This is a genomic window from Pseudotabrizicola sediminis, from assembly GCF_004745575.1.
GTDB lineage: Bacteria > Pseudomonadota > Alphaproteobacteria > Rhodobacterales > Rhodobacteraceae > Pseudotabrizicola > Pseudotabrizicola sediminis.
The window spans coordinates 176,853-198,182 of the sequence record NZ_RPEM01000003.1; the positions used below are offsets into that span (position 1 = coordinate 176,853).

Consider the following 21,330-nt stretch of genomic DNA (forward strand, 5'->3'; position numbering starts at 1 on the left):
TGCCCGCAAAGATGACGCTACGGCAAGCAGCGGGTACGACCCTGACATCACGACACCAAAGCCACCAGCCATAAGCAAATGCTAACTTTTGGTTGAGAAAGCAGTGACAACTGCTCGCGAATGGGTTGTAGATGATTCGGCATCGCGCCCTCACAGCTGATACCGGAAGACTGTCAAACCTGATGTCATTCACCGCTGATCAATTCCACATTCTGGAAGATTTTGCCGATCAGGACAGAATAGAATCTGTTCTGGCCGGGGTTGTCCGACACTGCGGTGCATCTGCGGGGCTGTTGCTGGTCGGCCCGCCCGACATCACGGCTGCGGTCCGGGTCGCCCATCCCGACTCGGCGATGGCAGAGCTGTGTGCGGCAGTGGCGGCAGGCAAGATCTCGGATGATCTGACAAAAGGCCCCCGGCGCAGGCTGGATCTGGGCACCATCTGCGGGCAACCCGCCGCGCTGGTGCTGAACCTTGGGAAAAAGCCGCTGCCGCCCGAAAGCGTGGCCACGCTGGAAAAGCTGCGCACCTCCCTGCGCGTGGCACTGGACCGCTGGTGTTCGGGCAACAACGCGGCCCGTCTGGCCGGGCTGGCGTCGCTGTTCGATATGTGGATCTGGGAAACCGATTCGCAGGGCGAGCTTAGCTACCTGTGCCCCCCCGCGCCGGACGACAGCAACGCGACACCCAAGGCAGATCACCTGCATTCCGACGACTGGGCCGGCGTCGACTGGTGCAGCCTGCGGGCTCGCATGGCGCAGCATGTGCCGATCCGCAATCATATCCATGCGATGAAAATGCCCGACGGAACGCAGCGCTGGCTGCGCAGCAACGGCACGCCAAGGCGCGATGCGGCGGGCAGGTTTCTGGGCTATACCGGGCTGAGCTCGGAACGGCCCGAACCGTCTGCAGACGAGTATAACGCCATCGCCGCCTATGACCGGCTGACGGCCATCCTGGCCGTCGTGCCGAATCTGATTTTCGAAATCACGGCGGACGGGCGCTATACCGATTTCATCGCTGGCCCGTCAGACCAGCTGGCGGACGCGCGCGAAACCCTGCCCGGCCGCCAGTTCGAGGATATCTTGCCGCCGGACATTGCCGCCAAAAACCGCCTGGCGCTGCAAGAGGCGCTGGAAACGGGCCGCAGCACGCCGATCCGGTACAAACTGGACTCGCACTGGTATGAATCCGTCGGTGCGCGGAAACTGGGCGACAAGCGCGATGAAGAGCCGACCGTCATCTTTGTGGTCCGCGATGTCACCCGCGACATGCAGAAATCCGACGACCTGAGCCGTCTGAACCGCGTCGTCGAAAACATGTCCAACCTAGTGGTGGTTGTCGATCGCGAAAAGCGGATCACCTGGGCCAACCAGGCCTGGGAACGCCGCACCGGCTGGGCGCTCGCCGAAGTGGCGGGGCGCGATCTGTCCAATCTGGTGCGCGGGGCCAATCCTGACCCGGAAAACAAAAAAGCGGTCGATCAGGCCATTGCGCGGGCCGAGCATTATCATGGCGACGCAATCAATTTTGATCGACAAGGTGACGCATATTGGATCGATTTCAATATCCTGCCCCTGTTCGACAGGGACGGCAACGTCACCGGCCATGTCTCGATCGAAACCGATATTACCGCCCAAAAGGCCAGCGAGGCAAAGACGGTACAACTGGCCGAAGAGGCGGACCGTCTGCGCGACCGGCTGCACAATGCCATCGAAACCCTGCCGGACGGCGTCCTGATCTGGGATGCCGACGAACGGCTGGTCTTCGCCAACTCGGCCTACAAGCGGATGCATCCCGCAGTGGCCGACATCCTGCTTCCGGGTGTGCACCAGCAAGAGGTGCTGGATCTTGGCATCAAAAAAGGGATCTTTCTCGACGCCATCGGCCGGGTCGACGCGTGGTTGGCCGAACAGTGGCAACGCTACAAGAACCCCAACATCGACGAGGTGCTGGCATCCGATGACCGCTGGATCCGGCGAGTCGATCTGCGCACGTCCGACGGCGGGCGGATCGCGGTGCGGATCGACACCACCGAACGGCACCGCCAGCTTCAGGCGCTGGACGAGGCGCACCGGTCCCTCGCCGAAGCGCGCGACTCGCTGGCGCAGATTATCGAAAGCGCGGATGTCGGAACCTGGGACTGGCGCGTTGACACCGGCGCTTTGCGGATCGGCGGGCGCTATGCCCAGATGCTGGGCTATACCCCCGAAGAACTGGGCGAGCCGTCGGATGCCATGTTCCGCGCCCTTGTGCATCCCACTGATCTGCTGCGTCTGGACCATTCGGAACGGCAGGATTTTGCCCCCCTGCCCGACGGGCGCGAAGTGGTGCGCGAGCATCAGTTGCGCATGCGCCGCAAGGATGGCAGCTGGGCCTGGATCATGTCGCGCTCTGCCGTCACCGAGCGGGCCCCCGATGGCACGCACAGGGCTGTCGTCGGCATTCACCTCGACATCACCGAGCGCAAGAATCTGGAAGATCTGGTGCTGAGCAATCAGGCCTTCCTGACCGAGGTGATGGATACCTCTATTTCGGCCATCATTGTGATGGATAGCCAAGACCGCATCACCTATGCCAATGCCGAGGCAGAACGCATCCTGGGCCGCGACCGGAACACCATCGAAGGCTTGACCTATTGCGATCCGATCTGGCGCATCACCGATGCAGACGGCAACCCATTGCCCGCCGAAGCCCTGCCGGGCCGCCGGGCGCAGGTGGAAAATACCATTGTACGCGACGCGCGCATCGGCATCGAATGGCCGGACGGCACCCGTCGCATCCTGTCGGTCAATGCCGTGCCGCACCACGGGATTGACCAGAACACCTCTGAAAAGCTCACGATCGCGTCTTTCGTCGACATCACCGATGACCTGAACAAGGCGGCCCGGCTGGAGCACGCGCTGCTAGAAGCGCAGGCCGCCAGCCAGTCGAAATCGACCTTCCTTGCGAATATGAGCCATGAAATCCGCACCCCCCTAAACGGAGTCCTTGGCATGGCCGAATTGCTTGACGGACTTATCAAGGATCCGCGCGAAAAAGACATGATCGGAACCATCCGGCGCTCTGGCGAATTATTATTGAATGTCTTGAACGAGGTGCTGGACATGTCAAAAATCGAAGCAGGGAAGATGGTCATCGAACAGATCCCGTTCATACCGGCAGAAATCGCACGGCAGGTCGAGCCGCTTCACGGGCTGCGGGCTGAAGAAAAGGGTCTGGACTTCGAGGTTCTCACAAACTCCGGCTCTGAAAAGCCCCGATTGGGCGACTCGTTCCGCATCCAGCAAATTCTGAACAACCTGCTCAGCAACGCAATCAAGTTCACGGACAGCGGCTCGGTGTCGCTGACCATGTCGGCCCGCCCCGGCAAGGCCCTGATCATCGAGGTGCGTGACACCGGCATCGGCATGTCGTCCGATCAGGTCAGGCGCATCTTCGACAACTTCGAACAGGCCGAAGGTGGCACCACACGCCGGTTCGGTGGCACCGGGCTTGGCATGCCGATCGTGCGCAATCTGGTCGAACTGATGGGCGGCACCATCGAGGTAGACAGCCAGCTGGGAGAGTGGACCCAGGTAAAAATCTCGCTTCCGCTGGCCGAAACGGTCGAGGCCGCATTGGTGCAGGACATCAAAAGGCCGGACAGAACCCGGCTGGTGTCGCTGTCCGGGGTGTCCTTGCTGATCGCCGACGATTCGGCGACCAACCGCATCGTGATCACCGAAATGCTGAAAGACACCGGGGCAGAGGTCGTTCTGGCCAACAACGGGGCCGAGGCCATCGAACTTTGGCGCAACCGGTCAGAGTCCGGCATGCCCTTTGACATGCTGATCCTCGACATCGCCATGCCGGTGCTGGACGGCACCGGCGCGCTGCAGGCCATCCGCAAAACCGGTCTGCCGGGATCGCAGGTGCCGGCCATCGCGGTCACCGCCAATGCCATGTCGCATCAGGTGTCGGAATACATCATGGCAGGCTTCGATTCGCACGTGCCCAAGCCCTTCCGTCAGGCCGAGCTGATCCATGCGGTTTCAATCCTGTTAACAAGGGCATAACACAACCAAGGCTTGAATCGCACAACGCCAGATTGCCCCCCCTGTGCACAAGTCATCGCATCCTGAGATCTGCCTGTGTTCGACACGAGACTTCCATTGTGCAGCCACAATTTGATGCACTATGGTGCGCAGACGCTAAGTTAGCCACTGCCTGTTCTGGAGGGATTTGTGTGGATATGAGTTCGTGGGGTATTGCGCAGATGACGACAGAAGACGCTGGCCAGCTTCCTGCGGTTGTTTTGCTTGCCGAAGATGACGAGATAAATCAGCAGATCGTTCGCCACCTGCTGTCGGATTATCCGTTCATCGAGCTTGTGATTACCGCCGACGGCAAGGCAGCGCTGGAAGCCGCAATGTCACAGCGGTTTGATCTGATGATCTTTGATCGCCACATGCCGCTGATCACGGGCGACCGTGTGATCCGTCATCTGAAAGCCGCAAGCACCATCAACACGCGGACCCCGATGATCCAGTTCACCGCCGATATCGACCACGCCAGCACTCCGGGCGTCGGGGATCAGGCCGATGCGATGATCCCGAAACCGATCCAGAGCGACGTTTTCCGCAACACCGTCCTGCGTTTGCTGGGCCGTTTGCAAGACCCGTCGTGACCCTTTGATTGGGTCGCAAGACTGATCTAATCGTGAACAAATACTTAAATTCCGCCCAAATTATGCCTCAAAGGCCAGCTTAGATAAGGCGAGTAGCCAAAGGTGGTAATTACGATGGGCAATATGCGTTATCTTGCAGTTGATGATGATCCGGCGTTTCATTATGTTCTGACCAAGATGATGAGCCAGCTTGGATATCAGCCCCCCGTCTGCGTCACCTCTGCTGCCGAAGCGCTGACCCGCCTGTCCAATCCGCATGAACAGTTTGACGCGATCCTGCTCGATATCCAGATGCCGGAAATGGACGGAATCGAAGCCTGTCAGCACATCCGCGCCATGGCCCATCACAGCACCACGCCGATCATGATGGTCACCACCATGGTCGGGCGCGATTATGTCGATCAGGCCTTTGCCGTCGGTGCCACCGACTATCTGACCAAACCGATCAACCGGATCGAGCTGCAGGCCCGGCTGGGCATGCTTGACCGTCTGGTGCAGGAACACAATCTGACCCGGTCACTGCAATTTGCCATGGAATCGATGGATGATGTTCCGGGCATGCGCTTTGCCTTCGAAGAACCGGTCGCCCTGCCGAAATGCGGGTCGCTGATCGAATATCTCGCGCTGGAAAACCACCTGCTGACCCTCAGCCGTCTGAAGCTGCACAGCCACACGGCGGTGGCCTTTCAGGTCGTCGGCGGGGCCAGCCTGTTCCGCCGCCTGAACCGGATGGAGTTTCTGGACTGCATGGCCGATGTCGGATCGGCCATTGCCGCCTGCATGAAGCGCCAGACCTTTCTGCTGGCCTATGCCGGCAGCGCTGAATTTGTCTGCATCCTGAACCGGGCGCAACCGCTCGACACCCAGGAAATCGAACACGAACTGGCTGCCGAGCTGATGACCTATGATGCTGTGTATGAAAGCCTGGGCATGCCCATGCTGGAAGCGCGGGTGGGGGCTACGGTGCATTCGGGGCTGTTCTCGACCTCGGCGGTCAAGACGATGCTGGGCCGCGCCCGGGCCTCGGTGCGCGGACAGTCAGCCCATCAGCTTCAATTTATGGCAGGGTAAGGCACAGACCAATGGCACAACCGGCAGACTCCTGGGCGCGCGCATTGCTGCCGCAGTTCCTGGACATGACCGCCTCACGGCAGATCGAAATTGATATCGAGCGTGGCGCACTGGAAGCGGGTGATGACCCGGAAACGGCGGCGCGCGAAATCTGCAAGGTCGCGCACAAGATCGCCGGAACGGCGGCAAGTTTTGGCTTTGCCGCGCTTGGCAGTCAGGCCCAGCGGATCGAAGAACTGTGCAACCGGGTCTGCGACCTGTCCGGCCCCGCCCAGACCGAAGCCGTGCAGCAGCAACTGCTGCCCGCCCTGGATGACCTGCGCCGGGAACTGGACAACGCATTGGCGGGTGCCGGATAAATCGCCGCCCAGCCCGGCAAAGCCGGTCTCCGGAAAGGAATTGGTCCTCTCGCCGGAATGTTTGGAACTTATCCTGCCCCGCCGCGTTGTAAGACATAGAAACCATCCAATGATCACCCAAAGAGGCTGCCACATGAAAAAATTTATCCTTATGTCCGCCCTTGCCCTGTCGCTGGCCGCTTGCCAGACCACTGACCAGAATGCCGCCCTCGGCGCACTGGGGGGTGCCGCCGTCGGTGCCGCAGTGACAGACAGCACCCAAGGCGCGCTGATCGGTGCCGCTGTCGGCGTCGCCGCATCCACCCTGATCGGTCCGGCCCCACAGCGCGGCCAGTGCTATTACCGCGACCAGAACGGCAACCGCTTCATCGCAAATTGCTGATCTGACACCGCTGGTTTGACCCGCTACGGGTCTGCCACCGGATTCACACCAAGGGCGGCACCGGACTCCGGTGCCGCCTTTTTCATGCCGTCGCCCGTTCCCCTGCGCCAACCGCCACAGCGGCGGGCTTTCCACGCGCCGCCACAGCCGGTATGACCGGGGCCACGCGCAGCCAAGGCCCCTGATGACCCAAGCTCCTTCCCTGACCCCTGATGGCACCGCTCCCGCCGGCATCGTGCTGGCCGGTGCCGCGATTACGCTGTCGGGCCGCCCTGTCCTGCGCGACCTGTCGCTGCACCTGTCGCAGCAGCGCATCGGCATCATCGGGCGCAATGGATCGGGCAAATCCACCCTGTTGCGGCTGATGGCCGGGCTGATCACCCCTGACAACGGCACCGTACGGGTGGAAGGCTGCGATCCCGCCCGCGACCGCAAGGCGATGCTTGCCCATCTGGGCATCCTGTTCCAGAATCCCGATCACCAGATCCTGTTTCCCACCGTGGATGAGGAACTGGCCTTCGGCCTGATCCAGATGGGTGTGCCGAAGGCAGGGGCGCACTCCCGCGTCACCGCTCATCTGGCCCAGCATGGCCGCAGCCACTGGCTTGGCGCCTCGGTCGCCACCCTGTCGCAGGGGCAGCGCCACTGGCTTTGCCTGCAATCGGTCCTGCTGATGCAGCCGCGCACCATTTTGCTCGACGAACCCCTTGCCGGGCTGGACCTGCCCACCCAAACCCGGCTGGCGCGCAGCTTTGCCGCCCTGCCGCAGCGGCTGATCACCATCACCCATGACCCGGCCAGCCTGTCCAGCTGTGACCGGGTGATCTGGCTGGAGGGCGGCACCGTCGCCGCCGATGGCCCACCCGCGAAAGTGCTGCCGCTGTTCGACGCCGAGATGCAGCGGCTGGGGGGGCTTGATGCTGACGCTGACCTCCCCGGTTGAAACCCCGCTGCACCGTGTGGCGGCGGGCGCAAAGCTGGCCGCGCTGGCGCTGTTCACGCTTGTCCTGTTCCAACTCACCACACCACTGGCGCTTGGCCTCGCGCTCATCGCCATCGCCGCCCTGTACCTGACAGGCGGCGCGCGCTTTGCCCGCCATGGCGCGCGCATGCTGCGCCCGCTCTGGCCCTTCGTGGCTCTGATCGCCCTGTGGCACCTGTGGCGGGATGACCTGACGGCGGGCGGTGTCATTCTGCTGCGCATGACGGCGGCCGTCGCGGCGGCCAATCTTGTGACCATGACCACCCGCCTGTCCGACATGATCACCGTTCTGGAACGCCTCGCCCGCCCGCTGTCGCCCGTTCTGCCGCCCCGCAGGCTGGCGCTCGCCATCGCACTGGTGATCCGCTTCATCCCGGTCCTGTCCGACCGGACGGCCCTGCTGTCACAGGCCTGGCGCGCCCGCTCCGCCCGCAAGCCCGGCTGGCGGCTGGCCGCCCCCGCCGCCCTCGCCGCGCTTGATGATGCCGAACAGGTCGCACAGGCCTTGCGCGCCCGTGGCGGCACAGGCTAAGACCCTGCAAAACACCGAGGATCCGATGGAACGCAGCCTAACCCATATTGCCCTGTTCGCCGCCCTGATCGCCGTGCTGGGGCTTGTGCCGCCGCTCTATCTGGCCGGCGCCGTGCCGATCACCGCACAAACGCTGGGCGTCATGCTCTGCGGCACCGTCCTGGGGGCAAAGCGCGGCCTGCTGGCGGTCCTTCTGTTCCTGCTGCTCGTCGCCCTCGGCCTGCCGCTGCTGTCAGGCGGGCGCGGCGGCCTTGGCGTCTTCGTTGGCCCCTCGGCTGGGTTCCTTGTGGGGTTCCCCCTCGCCGCCTTCACCGCTGGCTGGATCATGGAACGCACCACGCTGCCCCCGTTCTGGGCCGCCACCGCAGGCGGGGTCATCGGCGGCATCGGGGTGATGTATCTCTGCGGCATCACCGGCATGGCCATCGTGCTGAACAAGACATGGGCCGAAGCGTCGCTGCTGGCGCTGGCCTTCCTGCCCGGCGATGTGATCAAGGCGGTGCTGACCGGGCTTGTCACCCAATCCATCGCCCGCGCCCGCCCCGCCGCCCTGCTGGCCCGCGCCTGAAACAGCTCAGCGCTGCACCACCAGCGCCGAGCCGATCCCGCCAGCCGATGCAATCGCCGCAAGGCCAATGCCTCGGCCAGGGCTGTGAAACAGCCGCACCGCCAGCACCGCACCTGACGCGCCAATCGGATGCCCGCGCGCCAGCGCACCGCCCTGGCAATTCACCCGCGCCGGGTTCAACCCGGCGCGCTCCACACAGGCCATCGCTTGCGCTGCATAGGCCTCCATCACCTCGCTTTGCGAGACATCGGTCGCTGACAGCCCCAGCCCCCGCAACGCCGCCGCAATCGCCGGCACCGGGGCCAGCCCCGGCTGCTCGGGGTCCGCGCCCAACGTGCGCCCACCCAGAATGCGCAAGGCCCCCGGCCCGGCAAACCGATCCGCCGCCACCACGCAGAACGCCGCCCCATCCGCCGCCACCGCCGCTGTCGCCCGCGTGACCGTGCCCGCCACCAGCGGTGCCCGCGCCAGCAGCGCGGGCGTCAGCCGTCGCGCAAACACATCGCGCGACACCCCCGCCAGCGGCACAATCTCGGGCCAGTCCGTCACCGCCAAAGCCTTCGCATGGCTGCCCGCCGCCCAGTCCTCCTGCACCGCACGCCCATACCCGCAGGCCAGCGCCAAAGCCGCCGCCGCATCGGCCATCGCCGGATTGCGCGCAGGCCAGGGCGTGAACGGCGCCTCGTCATAGCCCACCGCAGGCCCGCCATCCGGGTTCGTCACAAACCGCAATGGCCGGCGCGAGAAACTCTCCACCCCGCCCGCCAGCACGAAATCCGCCCGGCCCCCGTCCACCAGCGCCGCCGCCAGCAGCAGCGCATCAAGGCCCCCCGCACATTGCCGGTCAATGGTCAGCCCCGCCACCGCCTCGGGCAGCCCCGCCGCCAGCGCAATCCGCCGCGCGGGGTTGCCGCCCGGCCCGATCGCATTGGCGCAGATCACCTCATCCACCGCCGCCAGCCCCGCATCCGCCAGACAGGCGCGCAGCACCGGCACCGCCAGTTCCTCCAGCGACAGCCGCGCAAAGGCCCCGCCCTTGGGCACGATCCCCGTGCGCCGCGCCGACAGGATCACCGCCATGCATCCACCCCGCGTTGCAATGCCGCAAGGTCAGTCTTGCCCGATGCCAGCACCGGCCAGTCCTGCCGCCAGATCACCCCACGCGGGGCCACCATTGCCCCCAGCCGCGCCCGCGCCGCCGCCAGAACCGCGCCCTCACGCGCAGGCTCTCCCATCAGCACCGCCACCAGAACATGCCCCCGCACCGCATCCCCGCGCGCCAGCACGGCCGCCCGCTCAACCCCCGGCAAAGCGCACAAAAACCGCTCGATCTCTTCGGGAAACACATTTTGCCCGGCCACCGTCACCATCCGCCCGGCCCGCCCGCGCAACACCAGCCCGGCTGGCGTCAGCGCCCCCATTTCGCCCACGCACAACCACCCGTCACGCCACCGCGCCGACCCAGGGTCATCCCCGGCATAGCGCTGAAACACATACGGGCTGCGCAGCCAGACCTCCCCAACCGCCCCCGCAGGCACCTCTTCCCCATCGCCGTCACAGATCCGCAGCTCCACCCCCGGATAGGGCCGCCCCACCGTCTCCGGCCCGTCTTCCGGCCCGCTCAAGGTGATGAAACTCGCCTCCGCCGCGCCATAAAACTCCCGCACCTCCGCGCCGGGGGCCACCGCGCGCAACGCCGCGCGCAGCCCCGGCTCCAGCTTGGCCCCGCCCACCAGCACCAGCCGCAAACCGGGCCACATCACCCCACACGCCGCCATCTGCGCCAGATGCACCGGCGTCGCATAAATCACATGGGTCCCGCGCGCCGCCACCGCTTGCCCCATCCGGTCCGGCCGCAACCCGTCCAGCAGATGCACCTCGGCCCCCAGCGCCAACCCCTCCAGCGCCGCGTACAGCGCCAGCGACTGCGACAACCGCCCCGGCACCGCCACCCGCACGCCCGGCCCGATGCCGAACAGCCGCGCATTCACCGCAAAACTCGCCAGCCACGACGCCTGAGACCGCACCACCCGCCGCGACCCGCCCAAAGACCCGCCGGTCAGCGTCTCGAACCCGCCAGGGCCCGCTGCAACCTCGCCCTCGCCGCCAACCCGAAACGCGCAGCCCCGCCCCGCCAAAGCCGCCGCCAGCGCCGCGCCCCCCGGCCGGTCCGCCAACACCGGCGCAAACACCCCCGCGCGCGAAACCTCGCCTCCGTCAGGCCCGATCAGCCGCGCCGCCTCATGCCAGCAGAACCAGGAATTTGCAGCGTTCCCAGATACTTCCTGCACGGCGCGCATTTGCCGCTCTCCCCGCGCGACCGCGCTCAGGACGCAACCAGCGTCCGCATCCGCCGCAACGCCAGCAGATAGCCCTCGGTCCCGAACCCGGCGATCACCCCTTCCGCCCGCAAACTGACATAGGAATGATGCCGGAACGCCTCGCGCTTGTGAACATTCGAGATATGAACCTCCAGCACCGGCCCGTCAAAAGCGTTCAGCGCGTCCAGAATGGCAACCGAAGTATGGGTGAACGCGCCAGGATTGATGATGATCCCCGCCCCCGCCCCCCGCGCCTCGTGAATCCAGTCGATCAGCGCGCCCTCGTGGTTAGACTGCTCGAACCGCACCGCCAACCCCAGCTCCCCGGCCAGCGCCGCACAGGCCGCCGCCACATCGTCAAGCGTCTCGCGCCCGTAAATCTCGGGCTGGCGCAGGCCCAGCAGGTTCAGGTTGGGACCGTTCAGAATATAGACGGGCTTGGTAGGGTCAGACTGGGCCATGGCGTCCTCTTTGCAACTCATCCCATGCTATCCACAGGACGCGCCGCAGGAAACCCGCATTTGCACAGGCTGCTCTGCAGCCGGTGCAAACAGGGCGGTCGCCCCACGCCAAAAAAAGAGGCCCAAGCCACAACGGGCAAGGGCCTCAGGGAGACGCCGTAAATCCGGTCATGGGCAGCCTGCTCTCAGGCAACCTTTTCCAGCACCAGTTCCGGCACCAGCTCCGGCTGGATGCCCAGCGCACGCACCACTTCGCGGGTCAGGTGCGGGCGGTTCAGGGTGTAGAAATGCAGATCCTCCACCCCGCCCTGCAGCAGGTTGTCGCAAAGCTGGGTGCAATGGGCCAGTGCGTACAGCTCTTCCCGGCCATCGCGCGCCGCGGTGGTAAAGGCCTCGTCCAGCCGCGCCGGCACATCCGACCCGCACCGCAGGGCAAATTTCTTCGCCCCCGCCCAGCTGGTGATCGGCAGGATGCCCGGAATGATCGGCGCGGTAATCCCCTCTTTCACGCACAGATCGCGGAAGCGGAAAAACGTATCGGCGTCAAAGAAGAACTGGGTGATCGCACTGGTCGCCCCCGCATCGATCTTGCGCTTCAGCCAGCGCACATCGGCCAGCGTATCGGCGGCATCCGGGTGCGGCTCAGGATAAGCCCCCACCCGCAGCTTGAACTTGCCGGTGGCCGCCAGCGCCTCGATCAGCTCCACCGACGACGCAAAACCGTCGGGGTGCGCGGTAAACCGCTCCGCCCCTTTGGGCGCATCGCCGCGCAGCGCCACAATCTCGGTCACCCCGGCATCCGCATAGGCGGCGGCAATCTCCATGGTTTCGGCCCGCGTGGCATCAACGCAGGTCAGATGCGCCGCCACGTTCAGCCCGTAATTCTTGCCGATCGCCGTCACCGCTTCATGCGTCAGCTTGCGGGTGGTGCCGCCCGCGCCATAGGTGACCGACACAAACTCCGGCTGCATCGGGGCCAGCGCCTGAACGGTTTCCCAAAGACGGAACGATGCGTCCAGCGTCTGGGGTGGGAAAAACTCGAACGAAATGCGCGGCGTGGCCATGATTAGCTCCTTGTGATGCCCCCTTGTCGCAGATTCGCAGATGTGAGACAAATTCATAATCTTCACGATCATCTTGTGGTGAACCTCATGTACATCGAACTCCGCCACCTGCGCACCATCCGCGCGATCCATCAGGCCGGCGGCCTCGCCCGCGCCGCCGACCTTCTGAACATGACGCAATCAGCCCTGTCGCATCAGGTCGCCAACCTTGAAGATCAGGCCGGGATGGAGCTGTTCGTGCGCCGCTCCAAACCCATGCGCCTGTCGGCAGCAGGCATCCGCATGCTGCGCGCCGCAGACCGCATCCTGCCGGAAATCGAGCAGATGGAGGAAGAATTCAGCGCGCTCCGCTCGGGCAAGACCGGGCGGCTGCACATCGCCATCCAGTGCCACGCCTGTTTCGACTGGCTGTTCCCGGTGCTGGAGCAATTCCGCCAGGCCTGGCCCGAGGTCGATGTCGACATCCGCGCCGGTCTGGCCTTCGACAGCTTCCCGGCCCTGCTGCGCGAAGAGGTCGATCTGGTGATCTCCTCCAACCCCGAACCGCTGGCCGGCATCACCTACAACCCGCTGTTCGATTACCACCCGGTCTTTGTGGCCTCGGCCCAGAACCCGCTGGCCGCCAAACCCTTCATCGCGGCGGAAGATTTCCGCGATCAGGTGCTGATCACTTATCCCGTGGGCCGCGACAAACTTGATGTCTTCACCGAACTCCTGACCCCCGCCAAGGTCGAACCCCGCGGCCAGCGCCCGGTGGAACTGACCGCCGTCATCCTGATGCTGGTCGGCTCCAACCGCGGCGTGTCCGTGCTGCCCGACTGGGTGCTGCGCGACATCAAAAGCCATGCCGATTACGTCACCCGCCCGCTTGGCCCCCAGACGGTGACCAAACGCCTGTTCGCCGCCACCCGCGATGAGGATGCGGCCAAACCCTTCATGGCCCATTTCCTGCGCCTGTGCCGGTCCGAACCGGTCAAACTGCAACGCGGCTGACCGCGCCACCTCTGCACCGTTTCACCCAACAGGGCGCACAAACGCCCGTCCCCCCTTCCCTTGCGCAGCCGTCCGCCCTATACGCGGGCGCTGATGCGGAACGGAGTCCAAGATGCAAGGCAGCGCCAACCTCAACCTGATGATCAAGGCCGCGCGCCGCGCGGGCCGCTCTCTGGTCAAAGACTTCCGCGAGGTTGAAAACCTTCAGGTCTCCACCAAGGGCCCCGGCGACTTTGTCTCCAAGGCCGACCGCGAGGCCGAGCGGATGATCCGCGAAGACCTGATGGGCGGCCGCCCCACCTATGGCTGGCTGGGCGAGGAAACCGGGGCTGCCGCCGGGGCCGACCCCACCCGCCGCTGGATCGTCGATCCCTTGGACGGCACCACCAACTTTCTGCACGGCATGCCGCATTGGGCGGTGTCGATCGGGCTGGAGCACAAGGGCGAGATCATCTCGTCGGTGGTCTATGACGCTGCCAAGGATGAAATGTTCTGGGCCGAAAAAGGCTCGGGCGCCTGGCTCAATGACAGCCGCCGCATCCGCGTCTCGGGCCGCCGCACCATGTCCGAGGCGGTGTTTGCCACCGGCGTGCCGTTCGGCGCCAAGAAAACCCTGCCCGCCACATTGCAAGACCTCGCCCGCCTGATGCCCGCCTGCGCCGGGGTCCGCCGCTGGGGGGCCGCAGCCCTCGATCTGGCCTATGTCGCCGCCGGCCGCTTCGACGGCTACTGGGAACGCGAACTGTCGCCCTGGGACGTGGCCGGCGGCATCCTGCTGGTGAAAGAGGCCGGCGGCATGGTCACCGGCATCCGCGAAACGCAAGACCCGCTCGAAGACGGCAGCCTGATCGCCGGGAATGAGGCGCTGTTCGAATCGTTCCGCAAGATCATCCGCAACGACGGCTGACGCGCCCTTGATCTGGCCCTATCGCGGTCGCCGGGGTACCTGTGGCACCCGCGACCGTGCATAGCTTGCCTCCGGATGCGGCGGCGCGCCATGGGTGCGGTTCCAGAACCCTATGCCGCCGCGCCGCAGCCAAATCGGCAGCGTCATCAGCGCCCCGGCCACAAAGCCGCCGACATGCGCCCAATAGGCCACGCCGCCGCCGTCCAGCGGCGCCATCGCGCCGTTTACCAGCTGCAGCCCGAACCACAGGCCCAGAACCAGCCAGGCCGGAATCGGCACGATGCGGAAAAAGATCACGATGATGATCAGCACATCGACCCGCGCCTTGGGAAACAGCAAAAGATAGCCCCCCATCACCCCGGCAATTGCCCCCGATGCGCCCACCATGGGAATATCCGACGCAGGGTCCGCCCCATATTGCAACCCGACCGCCGCCAGCCCGGCCAAAGCATAAAACAGCGCAAAGCCCGCATGTCCCATCTCATCTTCCAGATTGTCGCCGAAGATGAACAAAAACAGCATATTGCCCAGCAAATGCATCCAGCCGCCATGCAGGAACATATGGGTGACAATGCCCTGCAGGCTCAGGCCTTCCGTCACAAACCGCGGCACAAACCCCCAGTCGTAAAAGAAATAGGCCAGCTCCCGCTCGCCCATGCTCAGGTTGAACAGCGCGAACACCGCCACATTCGCGGCGATCAGCACATAGGTGACAAAGGGCCAGCGCCCTGACGGGTTGTGATCGCGAATGGGAAACATGGCCGCCAACCTTTCCCATCACCCTGGCCCCGTCAAGCCCGCGCAGGGACACAATCGTGCAACCCCGCACGACCTCTCCCCCCGCGCGGGACGCGCAAACCTGAGGAGACGCGCGGCACGCGCAAACCCGAGGAGACGCGCGGAACGCGCGCGACGAGGCAAAAACAACGCGGCGCAGCCGCTCCGTCAGATCCGCCGCCTCAGCCCGCGACCTCTGCCAGCAGTTGTGCATTGCCGCCCGACGCCGTGGTGTCGATGCAGGCATGGCGCTCCAGCACCACATGCGCCGCGTCGGGCATTCCCGTGATCAGCGGCAAGATCGGGCCGCGCCGCGCCGCCAGCGCCTGCGCGCAGGCGCGCGCCACGCCCGCATCGCCCCACCAGATCGCCGCCGAAACCCCCTCCGCCCGGGTCAGCGCCGCCGGGTCAAGCCCCGGCACCTCCACCGCGACCCCGCCAAGGGTCCGCACCGCCACCGCCTGCGCCATCGCCTGCGCCGCCGTCGGCCCAAGGCACAGCACCGGCGCGCGCGCCACGCTCGTCAGCCGGTTCGACTCCCCCGTCGGCCCCGGCAGATCAATCGTCACCGGCGCAGGCACCGCCTGCGCAGCACCCAGCGCCGCGCGCAAACCTGCGGCACTGGTGCTGACACGCTCTCCCCCTGCCACGACCGGCGCAAGCGCGCCGGTAAACCGGTGCAGGTAATGCGGCCCGCCCGCCTTTGGCCCGGTGCCCGACAGCCCTTCGCCACCAAAGGGTTGGCTGCCCACCACCGCGCCAATCTGGTTGCGGTTGACATAGATGTTGCCCACCCGCAGTGCGCCGACAATCTGCTGCACCCGGTCGTCGATCCGCGTGTGCAAGCCAAAGGTCAGCCCATACCCGGTCGCGTTCACCGCCTGGATCACCTGGGAAAGATCCGCCGCGCGGAACGTCGCCACATGCAGCACCGGCCCGAATATCTCGCGCGGCATCGCCGCAATCCCCGGCACCTTGATCACCACCAGCCCCACGAATGTCCCACCCGCCGGTGCCGCGATCTCCTTCAGCACCTGCCCCTCGGCGCGCGCGTGGCCCACATACTCGGCAATCCCCGCTTGCGCCTCGCCGTCAATCACCGGCCCCACATCGGTTGCCAGATCCCACGGATCGCCCAGCGCCAGATCGTCCATCGCGCCAAACAGCATCTCCAGCACCGGGCCCGCGATGTCTTCCTGCACATACAGACACCGCAGCGCCGAGCATCTTTGCCCCGCCGACTGGAAGCTCGACGCCAGAATGTCGCGCACCGCCTGCTCTGGCAGCGCGGTGCTGTCCACCACCATCGCATTCAGCCCCCCCGTCTCCGCAATCAGCGGCGCGCCCGGGTCCAGATGGTCTGCCATGCTGGCGCGGATCTTCAGCGCCGTATCGGTGCCGCCGGTAAAGGCCACCCCCGCCACCCGCGCATCCCGCGTCAGCATCGCCCCCACCGCGCCATCGCCCGGCAGCAGCTGCAAGGCACTCACCGGCACCCCGGCCCTGTGCAGCAACCCCAACGCAAGGCCCGCAATCAGCGGCGTTTGTTCCGCAGGCTTTGCCAGCACCGCATTGCCCGCCGCCAACGCCGCCGCGATCTGCCCGGTGAAAATCGCCAGCGGAAAGTTCCACGGGCTGATGCAGGCAAATACCCCGCGCGCGCCATGCACCAAGGCCCCCGCCCCATCGGCATAGTAGCGCAGGAAATCCACCGCCTCGCGCAGCTCCGCCACCGCATCGGCTTGGGTCTTTCCTGCCTCGCGCGCCAGCAGCGCAAAGATCGCCCCGAATTCCGCCTCATACAGATCCGCCGCGCGCTTCAGCACCTCGGCCCGCACCTGCGCCTCTGCCGCCCAGGGCTCGGCCAGCCGCAGCGCTGTATCCACATCCGGTGCGCCCGCATCGGTGACAAAGCCCACCCGCGCGCCCGTCGCGGGGTTCACCACCTCATGCCGCAATCCGCCCACCGCGCGCCCCGCCAGCATCGGCCCCGCCTCGAACACCTTATCCTTATACGGCCCCCGTGCCGCCTCGATCGCCTCAAGGTCCGGCCCCGCCGTCAGATCAAACCCCCGCGCATTGCGCCGCGCGCCAAACAGATCCACCCCGGTCAGCAGCGCCTTGTTGGGCAAGGCCACCCCCTCAACAGCCGTCAACGGGCAGGCCGCCACCCGCGCGGGCGGCACATCCTCGTCAACAATCTGGTTCACAAAGCTGGAATTCGCCCCGTTCTCCAGCAGCCGCCGCACAAGGTATGCCAGCAAATCCCGATGCGCCCCCACCGGCGCATAAATCCGGCAGCGTGTGCCCCGGTCCGTCAGCACAATGTCATGCAACCGCTCGCCCATGCCGTGCAGGCGCTGGAACTCATAGGCCATCGCATCCACACCCATCTCCCCCGCCATATGCAGCACCGCCGCGACCGTATGGGCGTTGTGCGTGGCAAACTGCGGATAAATCCGGTCCGTCATCCCCAGCAGCTTGCGGGCATTGGCGATGAACGACACATCCGTCGCCTCTTTGCGGGTAAACACCGGAAACGACTCCAGCCCCAGCACCTGCCCCCGCTTCACCTCGGCGTCCCAATAGGCGCCCTTCACCAGCCGCACCATCAGCCGGGCGTCCAGCCGCACCGCCGTGTCATGCAGCCAGTCGATCACCGCCCCCGCGCGGCGGCCATAAGCCTGCACCACCACGCCGAACCCGTCCCAGCCCGCCAGCGACGCATCCGCCAGCACAGCCTCGATCACCTCCAGCGACAATTCCAGCCGGTCGGCCTCCTCGGCGTCGATGTTAAACCCCAGCCCCGCCGCCCGCGCCAGACCGGCCAGCGCGCGCACCCGCGGCACCAGCTCCGCCATCACCCGGTCGCGCTTGGCCACCTCATAGCGCGGATGCAGCGCCGACAGCTTCACCGAAATCCCCGGATTGGCGCGGATGTCATTGCCCTTTGCCGCCCCGGCAATCGCCGAAATCGCTTTTGAGTAGGCCAGATGATACCGCCGCGCATCGTCTTCGGTGCGCGCAGCCTCCCCCAGCATGTCATAGCTGTAGGTGTAGCCCTTGCCCTCCAACTCGCGCGCGCGCTCCATCGCCCGGTCGATCGTCTCGCCCAGCACGAAGTTGCGGCCCATTTCCTTCATCGCCTGCGCCACGGCGCGCCTTATCACCGGCTCGCCCAGCCGCTTCACGGCGGCGCGCAAATGCCCCGCCACCCCCGGCTCGCGCTCTTCCAGCACCTTGCCGGTCAGCATCAAGGCCCATGTGGACGCATTCACCAAAGACGACGCCGACCGCCCCAGATGCCGCCCCCAGTCGCTTGGCGCGATCTTGTCCTCGATCAGCGCATCCATGGTGTCGGCATCAGGCACCCGCAGCAGCGCTTCGGCCAGACACATCAGCGCGATGCCCTCATCGGTCGAAAGCCCGTATTCGGCCAGAAACACCTCCATCAGCCCCGGCTTGGCGCTGCGGCGGATGCGCGTCACCAGATCGGCCCCTTCGCCCGAAATCGCCGCCCGCGCCGGTGCGGCCAGACCGGCCTCGGCGATCAGCGCGGCCACCAGCGCCGCCTCATCCCGCAGCGCCTCGTTCCGGATGATGGTCATGGGGGCAATTTGGCTGGCGTGCGACATGGGGCTTCTCCTGTTCAGACCATGATACCGCGCTATTCAAAGGCTGTTCACCCGATTATCATGACCTCAAAAGCCATTCCGCCCGCAAATCAAGGCAAAGCCCATGTCAACTGCCCAAGCCCCTCTGGACCGTTTCGACCACGCCATCCTGCGCATCCTGTCCTCCGAAGGCCGGATCAGCGCCGTCGAACTCGCCCGCCGAATCGGCCTGTCCAAAAGCCCGACACAGGCCCGCATGAAACGGCTGGAAGAGGCGGGCGTGATCACCGGCTACCGCGCGGGCCTCGACCCGATCAAGATGGGTCAGGCCCATGTGGCCTTTGTCGAGGTCAAGCTGTCCGACACCCGCGAAGCCGCATTGCAAGCGTTCAACCGCGCGGTGATGACGGTGCCCGAGGTCGAACAATGCCACATGATCGCCAGCCGGTTTGACTACCTCTTGAAGGTGCGCACGGCGGATATTCAGGCCTACCGCCGCGTGCTGGCCGAACGCATCTCGGCCCTGCCCCATGTGGCGAACACCTCGACCTATGTGGCGATGGAATCGGTGAAAGAGGGCCCGATCTGAAAGCGCACAGACGTCATGACGTAAGACTTACGCAAATCATACGCGGACCACACCCAAATCATACCCAAAATTTCCAGCATTTTCAGTGCCTTGCCACGCAACACCTGGACCGGCCCTTCATCCCGGCGGCGGCTCGTCGCCCGACAGGAAAATCCGGATGGTGCCCGCGGCCGGACTTGAACCGGCATGACCTTGCGATCGGGAGATTTTAAGTCTCATGTGTCTACCATTTCACCACGCGGGCAGCGCAGCGCCAGCATAGCGAAGCGGGCGGCGGGGAAAAGGGGGGGCAACGCGAAACCCGCGTCATCAGACTGCGCCCGGGTTTCTGCTGCCCTGCAGCAATTGACACCGCCCCGGTTCCCCCGCTTTATGACAGCACCAATAGTGCGAGAAGGGTCAGCATGAAAAAGGTCTATTCGGATGCCAGATCGGCGCTCGACGGGGTGCTGTTTGACGGAATGCTCATCGCGGCGGGGGGGTTTGGCCTGTGCGGCATACCCGAACTGCTGATCGCCGCGATCCGCGACGCGGGGACAAAGGATCTGACCGTCGCGTCAAACAACGCGGGGGTAGACGGCTTTGGCCTTGGCGTCCTGCTGGAAACGCGTCAGGTGAAGAAGATGATCTCGTCCTACGTCGGCGAAAACGCTGAATTCATGCGACAATATCTGAGTGGCGAGCTGGAGCTGGAGTTCAATCCGCAAGGCACATTGGCCGAACGCATGCGCGCGGGCGGTGCCGGAATTCCCGGGTTCTACACCAAAACCGGCGTCGGCACCGTGATCGCCGAAGGCAAGCCGGTGATGAATTTCGATGGTCAGGACTACATCATGGAACGCGGCATCATCGCCGACCTGTCCATCGTCAAGGCGTGGAAGGCCGACCCGTCAGGCAACCTCGTGTTCCGCAAGACCGCCCGCAACTTCAACCCGCCCGCCGCCACCTGCGGCAAAATCTGCGTGGTGGAAGTCGAAGAAATCGTGCCACTTGGCGCACTTGACCCCGACACCATCCACCTGCCCGGCATCTATGTGCACCGCATCATTCAGGGCCAGCACGAAAAACGCATCGAACAGCGCACCGTGCGCAAGAAGGAGTCCGCATAATGCCTTGGGACCGCAACCAAATGGCCGCCCGCGCGGCACAGGAACTGCAGGACGGCTGGTATGTGAACCTCGGTATCGGCATCCCGACGCTGGTGTCGAACTACATTCCGCCGGGCGTCAACGTGACCCTGCAATCGGAAAACGGCATGCTCGGCATGGGCCCGTTTCCGTTCGAGGGCGAAGAAGACGCCGATCTGATCAACGCCGGCAAGCAGACCATCACCGAACTGCCGCAGACCGCGTTTTTCGACTCTGCCCAATCCTTTGCCATGATCCGCGGCGGCAAGATCGCCATGGCCATCCTTGGCGCGATGGAGGTGGCCGAAAACGGCGATCTGGCCAACTGGATGATCCCGGGCAAACTGGTCAAGGGCATGGGCGGCGCGATGGACCTTGTGGCCGGGGTGGGCCGCGTCGTGGTGGTGATGGACCACACCAGCAAACACGGCGAGTCCAAAGTATTGAAATCCTGCACTTTGCCGCTGACCGGCAAGGCGGTGGTCGACCGCATCATCACCAACCTTGGCGTGCTCGATGTCGTCCCCGGTGGCCTCAAGCTCGTTGAACTTGCGGGTGGCGTGACCGAAGCCGAACTGCGCGCCGCGACAGAGGCAACCCTTGTCGACTGACACCGCCCTCCGCACCGAACACACCGCCAGCAAGGGCCGCTACGTGCTGTCAAAAGATGGGATGGAGGCCGAGATCACCTTTTCGGTCACCACCCCCACCCTGATCATCGCCGACCACACCGGCGTACCCGATGGCCTGCGCGGCACCGGGGCGGGGGTGGCGCTGGTGGCATTCATGGTCAATGACGTGCGGGCGCGCGGCATCAAAATCGTGCCGCTCTGCCCCTTTGTGAACGCCCAACGCCGCAAACACCCCGACTGGGCCGACGCCTTCGCAACCTGACCCCGTTTTCAGTCCGAAAA

Annotated in this window: 20 protein-coding genes and 1 tRNA gene; 14 read left to right on the plus strand and 7 right to left on the minus strand. The window is 65.2% G+C overall.

Translation table 11 applies throughout. From position 1 onward, the window contains the following. Window positions 1-182 precede the first annotated feature (182 nt). The 8 genes from EEB11_RS05690 (at window position 183) to EEB11_RS05725 (ending at window position 8,563) form a co-directional block, all read left to right on the plus strand. The gene (locus tag EEB11_RS05690) at window positions 183-4,058 is read left to right on the plus strand and encodes a PAS domain S-box protein (RefSeq protein ID WP_167852665.1); all 3,876 of its coding nucleotides are present in this window, start codon (window positions 183-185) and stop codon (window positions 4,056-4,058) included. 176 nt (window positions 4,059-4,234) lie between these two features. After that, the gene (locus tag EEB11_RS05695) at window positions 4,235-4,669 is read left to right on the plus strand and encodes a response regulator (RefSeq protein ID WP_135512554.1); all 435 of its coding nucleotides are present in this window, start codon (window positions 4,235-4,237) and stop codon (window positions 4,667-4,669) included. Between the two features lie 123 nt (window positions 4,670-4,792). Then, window positions 4,793-5,740, plus strand: coding sequence for a response regulator (locus tag EEB11_RS05700; RefSeq protein ID WP_167852666.1), 948 nt, complete (start codon window positions 4,793-4,795; stop codon window positions 5,738-5,740). Window positions 5,741-5,751: 11 nt separating this feature from the next. Next, window positions 5,752-6,099, plus strand: a complete 348-nt coding sequence (locus tag EEB11_RS05705) for an Hpt domain-containing protein (RefSeq protein ID WP_135429458.1) — start codon at window positions 5,752-5,754, stop codon at window positions 6,097-6,099. A gap of 133 nt (window positions 6,100-6,232) precedes the next feature. Then, on the plus strand, window positions 6,233-6,481 hold the full coding sequence (locus EEB11_RS05710; protein WP_135429459.1) for a YMGG-like glycine zipper-containing protein: 249 nt from the start codon (window positions 6,233-6,235) through the stop codon (window positions 6,479-6,481). A gap of 184 nt (window positions 6,482-6,665) precedes the next feature. Next, complete coding sequence (locus tag EEB11_RS05715) at window positions 6,666-7,424, plus strand: energy-coupling factor ABC transporter ATP-binding protein (protein WP_135429460.1); 759 nt, start codon at window positions 6,666-6,668, stop codon at window positions 7,422-7,424. Continuing rightward, complete coding sequence (locus EEB11_RS05720; RefSeq protein WP_135429461.1) at window positions 7,399-7,995, plus strand: energy-coupling factor transporter transmembrane component T; 597 nt, start codon at window positions 7,399-7,401, stop codon at window positions 7,993-7,995. Before EEB11_RS05715 ends, EEB11_RS05720 begins: the two co-directional genes overlap by 26 nt. 25 nt (window positions 7,996-8,020) lie before the next feature. Continuing rightward, window positions 8,021-8,563, plus strand: coding sequence for a biotin transporter BioY (locus EEB11_RS05725; RefSeq protein ID WP_135429462.1), 543 nt, complete (start codon window positions 8,021-8,023; stop codon window positions 8,561-8,563). A gap of 6 nt (window positions 8,564-8,569) precedes the next feature. Here the strand turns inward: EEB11_RS05725 and EEB11_RS05730 are convergent, their stop codons facing one another. The 4 genes from EEB11_RS05730 to metF all read right to left on the minus strand — a co-directional run bounded on the left by EEB11_RS05730 (window position 8,570) and on the right by metF (window position 12,409). Next, a complete protein-coding gene (locus EEB11_RS05730; RefSeq protein WP_135429463.1) occupies window positions 8,570-9,643 on the minus strand; it encodes a thiolase family protein in 1,074 nt (357 codons plus the stop codon). Continuing rightward, complete coding sequence (locus EEB11_RS05735; RefSeq protein WP_135429464.1) at window positions 9,634-10,863, minus strand: AMP-binding protein; 1,230 nt, start codon at window positions 10,861-10,863, stop codon at window positions 9,634-9,636. Before EEB11_RS05735 ends, EEB11_RS05730 begins: the two co-directional genes overlap by 10 nt. Window positions 10,864-10,889: 26 nt before the next feature. Then, the gene (gene aroQ, locus EEB11_RS05740) at window positions 10,890-11,345 is read right to left on the minus strand and encodes a type II 3-dehydroquinate dehydratase (RefSeq protein WP_135429465.1); all 456 of its coding nucleotides are present in this window, start codon (window positions 11,343-11,345) and stop codon (window positions 10,890-10,892) included. Window positions 11,346-11,530: 185 nt separating this feature from the next. Then, window positions 11,531-12,409 carry a methylenetetrahydrofolate reductase [NAD(P)H] gene (gene metF / locus EEB11_RS05745; RefSeq protein ID WP_135429466.1) on the minus strand — a complete coding sequence of 293 codons (879 nt, stop codon included), beginning with the start codon at window positions 12,407-12,409 and terminating at the stop codon, window positions 11,531-11,533. Window positions 12,410-12,496: 87 nt separating this feature from the next. Here metF and EEB11_RS05750 point away from each other — a divergent pair, with 87 nt between their 5' ends. Next, window positions 12,497-13,402, plus strand: a complete 906-nt coding sequence (locus EEB11_RS05750; RefSeq protein ID WP_135429467.1) for a LysR family transcriptional regulator — start codon at window positions 12,497-12,499, stop codon at window positions 13,400-13,402. A 112-nt stretch (window positions 13,403-13,514) separates the two neighbouring features. After that, a complete protein-coding gene (locus EEB11_RS05755) occupies window positions 13,515-14,309 on the plus strand; it encodes an inositol monophosphatase family protein (RefSeq protein WP_135429468.1) in 795 nt (264 codons plus the stop codon). Between the two features lie 18 nt (window positions 14,310-14,327). On the opposite strand, the gene EEB11_RS05760 is transcribed toward EEB11_RS05755, so the two are convergent. Further along, window positions 14,328-15,068 (minus strand): rhomboid family intramembrane serine protease, encoded by a 741-nt coding sequence (locus EEB11_RS05760; protein ID WP_135429469.1) that lies wholly within the window; start codon window positions 15,066-15,068, stop codon window positions 14,328-14,330. 200 nt (window positions 15,069-15,268) lie between these two features. Then, window positions 15,269-18,721, minus strand: coding sequence for a bifunctional proline dehydrogenase/L-glutamate gamma-semialdehyde dehydrogenase PutA (putA, locus tag EEB11_RS05765; protein ID WP_135429470.1), 3,453 nt, complete (start codon window positions 18,719-18,721; stop codon window positions 15,269-15,271). Between the two features lie 103 nt (window positions 18,722-18,824). On the opposite strand from putA, the gene EEB11_RS05770 reads away from it, so the two are divergent. Then, window positions 18,825-19,289 carry an Lrp/AsnC family transcriptional regulator gene (locus EEB11_RS05770; protein ID WP_135429471.1) on the plus strand — a complete coding sequence of 155 codons (465 nt, stop codon included), beginning with the start codon at window positions 18,825-18,827 and terminating at the stop codon, window positions 19,287-19,289. Between the two features lie 158 nt (window positions 19,290-19,447). Here the strand turns inward: EEB11_RS05770 and EEB11_RS05775 are convergent. Further along, a tRNA-Leu gene (locus tag EEB11_RS05775) sits at window positions 19,448-19,533 on the minus strand. A gap of 160 nt (window positions 19,534-19,693) precedes the next feature. On the opposite strand from EEB11_RS05775, the gene EEB11_RS05780 reads away from it, so the two are divergent. From EEB11_RS05780 to EEB11_RS05790, 3 genes are read left to right on the plus strand one after another with little or no spacing between them, the layout of a single operon-like run. Beyond that, window positions 19,694-20,398 carry a CoA transferase subunit A gene (locus tag EEB11_RS05780; protein WP_135429472.1) on the plus strand — a complete coding sequence of 235 codons (705 nt, stop codon included), beginning with the start codon at window positions 19,694-19,696 and terminating at the stop codon, window positions 20,396-20,398. Next, window positions 20,398-21,027, plus strand: coding sequence for a 3-oxoacid CoA-transferase subunit B (locus EEB11_RS05785; RefSeq protein ID WP_135429473.1), 630 nt, complete (start codon window positions 20,398-20,400; stop codon window positions 21,025-21,027). The genes EEB11_RS05780 and EEB11_RS05785 overlap by 1 nt, the downstream gene beginning before the upstream one ends. Then, window positions 21,017-21,310, plus strand: a complete 294-nt coding sequence (locus EEB11_RS05790; protein WP_135429474.1) for a GNAT family N-acetyltransferase — start codon at window positions 21,017-21,019, stop codon at window positions 21,308-21,310. Before EEB11_RS05785 ends, EEB11_RS05790 begins: the two co-directional genes overlap by 11 nt. The last annotated feature ends 20 nt before the right edge of the window (window positions 21,311-21,330 follow it).